The organism is Moorena sp. SIO3B2, from assembly GCF_010692525.1.
Classification (GTDB): Bacteria; Cyanobacteriota; Cyanobacteriia; order Cyanobacteriales; family Coleofasciculaceae; genus Moorena; species Moorena producens.
This window is the reverse complement of the sequence record NZ_JAAHHE010000410.1, coordinates 1-4,975: the sequence shown is the minus strand read 5'-3', so window position 1 is coordinate 4,975 and position 4,975 is coordinate 1. Positions and strand designations below refer to the sequence as shown.

The 4,975-nt window shown below is 44.6% G+C and carries 3 protein-coding genes; all 3 read left to right on the top strand.

The genetic code is table 11. The features are described 5' to 3' along the window. Nucleotides 1-22 precede the first annotated feature (22 nt). Nucleotides 23-2,206 carry a DEAD/DEAH box helicase gene (locus F6K38_RS34855; protein WP_287359683.1) on the top strand — a complete coding sequence of 728 codons (2,184 nt, stop codon included), beginning with the start codon at nucleotides 23-25 and terminating at the stop codon, nucleotides 2,204-2,206. A gap of 603 nt (nucleotides 2,207-2,809) precedes the next feature. After that, on the top strand, nucleotides 2,810-3,991 hold the full coding sequence (gene hpsP / locus F6K38_RS34850) for a hormogonium polysaccharide biosynthesis glycosyltransferase HpsP (protein ID WP_287251640.1): 1,182 nt from the start codon (nucleotides 2,810-2,812) through the stop codon (nucleotides 3,989-3,991). Nucleotides 3,992-4,093: 102 nt separating this feature from the next. Continuing rightward, nucleotides 4,094-4,975 (top strand): SPFH domain-containing protein (locus tag F6K38_RS34845; RefSeq protein WP_287359681.1); only part of this gene is annotated, 882 nt, incomplete at its 3' end.

The following is a 4,975-nucleotide window of genomic DNA, read 5'->3' as shown; positions in this document are numbered from 1 at the left end:
TTACTAAAGGAAATTAGCCCAAATGTCGGTTATCGATACAGATCAGGGTCGCAAATTTATTACCACTGAACCGATCACAGAAAGTGAAGAAACAGGAAAACAAAGAGTGTGGGATGCCACTCGCAGTGCTTTTTCAGAACGCAATTGTATTGGCTACTGGCGCTATCCTATTTTTTCTAAAGTAGGGGAAATCTCTAAAGAGCCTGATATTTTTATTACTGATCAAGACCTTGGTCTAGTAGTAATTGAAATCCAATCTGTCACCATTGATCAAATCATTACTATTGATGGTTATCAGTGGCAACTCCAAAACTGTGACACCACTGAAGCACATCCCTACCAAGAAGCAGAACATCAGTTAAAAGCAATACTGGCTTCTTGCGATCGCGAACCAGCCCTTTGGCGCAAAGTTACCGGTAGGGCGATGATTGCTCTTCCTTTAATTACTCAAGAACAATGGCAACACCACGGTTTTGATCAACTCCCAGACTGTCCTCCCATTATCTTCCAGGACCAACTGGGTAAAGTTGGCTTGCTAGAGTGTATTCAAGAAACTGAATCAGTGATACCAGGAGAAGACATAGATGATCAGCAGTGGAAGTTACTCTTATCCGTGATCAGCGGAGCACCAATTTTCCGTAAACCTCCGCGTACCCTAGTCTCTACCGAAGGCAAAACTCGCGCTAGTGTAATAGCTGCTTACTCGGAACAACTCTACGAATTAGATTCTCAGCAGGAACACATTGGAAAAGAAATCCCTCCTGGGTTTCAGCGGCTGCGGGGAATTGCGGGGTCAGGCAAAACAGTGCTGCTATGCCAAAAAGCCGCTCATATGCACTTGAAGCATCCAGACTGGACGATTGGGTTAGTGTTTTTTAGTCGCACCCTCTACGAATTGATGATTGGGTTAGTGGATCGATGGCTGCGTCGTTTTAGCAATGGCGATATCCAGTATGAGCACAAGACTAACCACAAACTGCGAGTGCTTCATGCTTGGGGTGCTAAGGATCAGCCTGGTTTGTACAGCACGATTTGCCAGTTAAATGGCGCTAGACCCAAATCGGCTCGGGATACTCGGGAAAGACAGCCCAATCGGGGTTTGGCAGAACTTTGTAAACGGCTATCGGAAGAAATCAACATTGAACCCTGCTTTGATGCCATTTTAATTGATGAAGGACAAGACTTAGTTACTGAAGATGACTTAAAATACCAGGGCAAACAAGCCATTTATTGGCTAGCTTATCAAGCCTTACGACCCGTTGACCCAGAACAGCCAGAACAACGGCGCTTAATCTGGGCTTATGACGAAGCTCAAAGCCTAGACACCTTAAAAATTCCTACCACAAAAGAACTGTTGGGTGAAAATCTCAGCCGACTTTTGTCACAAGGACCACAATACACCGGTGGTATTAAAAAATCTGAAGTTATGCGGCGCTGCTACCGCACTCCTGGCTCAATTCTCACCGCTGCTCATGGGCTCGGAATGGGGTTGCTACGTCCTGATGGAATGCTAACTGGAATTACCAGAAAGGAAGATTGGGAAAAAATTGGTTATGAAGTCAAAGGTAACTTTATTCCCGGTCAAAAAATCCACCTCCATCGTCCAAAAGAAAACTCCCCCAATCCAGTTCCTGAATTGTGGAGCGCACCAGTATTAGACTTTGAAACCTATGGCTCTCGTCAGGAAGAAATGAGTGCTTTGGCAGATAAAATTATGCATAATCTGGTTGATGATGACCTTAAAGCCAGTAAAGAAATCTTAGTGCTAGTTTTAGGCTCTAGTTCCGAAGCAATTGAATTAGAAAATCATGTCGCTGTTGTGTTGATGGAGCAAGACATTGATATTTATATTCCCACAGCATTAGAGTTGAATGAACTCAAGCCTCAATGGCCCCACGTTGATCGCGATCGCTTCTGGAAAGATGGTGGAGTAACCATATCTCGTGTGCCCCGTGCTAAGGGTAATGAAGCGGATATGGTTTATGTGGTCGGTGTTGATAATGTTGCCAGAAACGAGAGTGATGTCAGTCTGCGTAACCAGCTATTTGTGGCATTAACTCGGGCGCGGGGCTGGGCAAGTGTCAGTGGAGTGGGTGACTATCCCATGTATAGCGAAATGCACCAGGTCATTGAGAGTGGCGATACCTTCACCTTTACCTACAAGCGACCTCTGAAGCGGGATATTGGTGACCTTGAAGAAGGTTAACCGTCACAACTGTTTAACTTCGGAATAGGGAACAGGAATCCGTAAGCTATCAGCGTGTCGCGTATCAGCGAACAGCGATTAGCGCTACTTGAGGTGCTAAAGGCTTGTGGCCACGCTACACCGAACAGTTTCTGCCCATAGCGTACGCTACTAATGGTGCTTTTGAATAAAATAAGCATGATAGCTGACAGCTGACGGCTGAATGCTTACAGGAATCCTCCCCGATTTGAACATGTTATGTTCAAAAAGACTGCCAAATTTGATAAATTTCCCCAAGAAGCAAAAGCAGCTTTAGCACAGATGGAAGAGTATTATGAATTGGTGCAATAACGGGATTAATCGGGTGAATCTTTTTGTTGTAAATTTATAACTAAAGGAAGTGTGGGGAGATAGGGAGATAGGGAGATGGTGGAGATTTTTATTAAGGGTAATTGTCATAAAATAATATGAGCATTCTATTGCCGAAGAGTGTTTTTGCATGCATTGAGATGCACCCTGAGTAATCGCCCATGTTGCTCAATTATGGCGTAAGGTCGTGATTGCTCCTAAGGTTGATTAGGAATAGTGCTATCTTTGACGCAACTTGGTATCAATAAATCTCCCATGCGAATTTTACAAATCGTCCCGTCGATTTCCCTGGTATATGGTGGTCCGAGTCAAATGGTAAAGGGACTATCTCAGGCTCTGGCATCTCAAGGAGTAGAAATTACAGTACTAACTACTAACTCTAATGGGGATGCTGGTCAACCCCCTTTAGATGTACCCCTGGATAAACCAGTACAACAGGATGGCTATCAGATCAGATACTTCCGTTGCTCTCCCTTTCGCCGCTATAAATTTTCCCTGGGCTTATTACGCTGGCTATGGCAACACGCCTCAGAATTTGACCTTGCCCATATCCATGCCTTGTTTTCCCCAGTCAGTACAGCAGCGGCTACCATCGCCCGAAAACAGGGATTACCCTACCTATTGCGTCCCTTAGGTACCCTTGACCCAGCGGATTTGCGGAAGAAACAACAGCTAAAGCGCATCTATGCCGCACTGTGGGAGAAACCGAATTTAGCTGGAGCAGCTGGTATACACTTTACGAGTCAACAGGAAGCTAAGATTTCGGAACGTTTTGGCACAGCATCCCCTGATATCGTGATTCCCTTAGGAGTAACGCCGCCAATCCAGCAACAACTTCAGCAACAACTAGCTCAAGCACGTACTGAATTGAAGATTCCCCATGACCAGCCCTTAGTGTTGTTTATGTCTCGTATTGACCCGAAGAAGGGATTGGATTTACTTATCCCAGCTCTAGAAAAGCTATTAAACGAGGGATTGCAGTTTCACTTTGTCTTGGCGGGAACTAATCCTCAAGACCCAAGTTATGAAAATAGTATCATAGACCAGATCAAGGCTTCAACTCTATCATCAAATACTACCATTACTGGTTTCGTGACTGGTGATTTGAAAGCAGCATTGTTAAAGGATGCGGATGTATTTGTCCTGCCATCTTACTACGAAAACTTTGGGATTGCGGTAGCGGAAGCGATGGTGGCTGGGACAGCAGTGGTGATTTCTGACCAGGTCCATATTTGGGAAAACGTCAAAGATGCTGAAGCAGGATGGGTGAGTGCTTGTGAGGTTCAGGCTTTGACTAGACAGTTACGGGAAGCACTTCAAAATAAAGATGAATGCCAACTGCGGGGAGTCAAGGCTCAGGAGTATGCTTTAAAGCACTATAGTTGGAATGCGATCGCACAACAAATGATTCAGGTTTACCGTCAAATTAGTGATTAGTACCCGCAAGGGTACTGTCAAACCCCCGATAAACCAAGCAAAATAGACCTATCAGCCAATTAGATACAACAACACAGAGCAATACAGGAACGATACATAACAATGGAACGTATTCAGGAAATTCCTACCTTTAAAGTTAATGGTTTTGCTGCTCTGGTAGGGATTATTGCGATCGCTAGTTTTGGTGTGTGGTTAGGTAAAGGTCTAGTCGGGTTTTCCAATATCAACGACTTATTGATCTATACCAACAACTTATTTGGTATTGGTCTAGTGATTGTAGCCTTGGTTGCCGTAAAAGGCTTTTTGACTGTGCAGCCTAACCAAGCCCGAGTGCTAGTGTTTTTAGGTAACTACGTTGGCAGTGTCCGTACCTCTGGTTTTTGGTGGGTTAACCCTTTTGCCTCCAAGCAATTGGTTTCTCTACGAGTGCGTAATTTCAATAGTGATAAGCTGAAGGTAAATGACGCGAAAGGCAACCCCATTGAGATTGCTGCGGTAGTTGTCTGGCGAGTTGTAGACTCAGCCAAAGCCACCTTTGACGTAAATTCCTATGTAGATTTTGTGGCCATCCAAAGTGAGACCGCTATCCGTGGTTTAGCCAGTCGTTATCCCTACGATACTAATCAAGAAAACCTAGCGTCACTCAGAGGCAGCCCCGAAGAGATTGCAGCAGCTCTTAAGGAAGAATTACAGGCTCGCTTAGAGGTGTCAGGTGTCGAGGTGATTGATAGTCGTATTTCCTATTTAGCCTACGCTCCAGAAATTGCCCAAGTCATGCTACGGCGTCAGCAAGCACAAGCAATTATAGCAGCTCGTCAAGAAATTATCGAAGGTGCCTTAAGCATGGTGGAAATGTCCATCAAGCGGCTGAACGATAACCAAATTATTCAGCTAGACGAGGAAACAAAAGCAGCAATGATTAACAATTTGCTAGTGGTTTTGACTGCTGAGCAAAATATACAACCTGTGGTCAATACTGGTAGT

Excerpts from the sequence above, each read along its gene's own strand:
- hpsP (WP_287251640.1), top strand. The coding sequence starts at position 2,810 with ATGCGAATTTTACAAATCGTCCCGTCGATTTCCCTGGTATATGGTGGT.
- F6K38_RS34855 (WP_287359683.1), top strand. The coding sequence starts at position 23 with ATGTCGGTTATCGATACAGATCAGGGTCGCAAATTTATTACCACTGAA.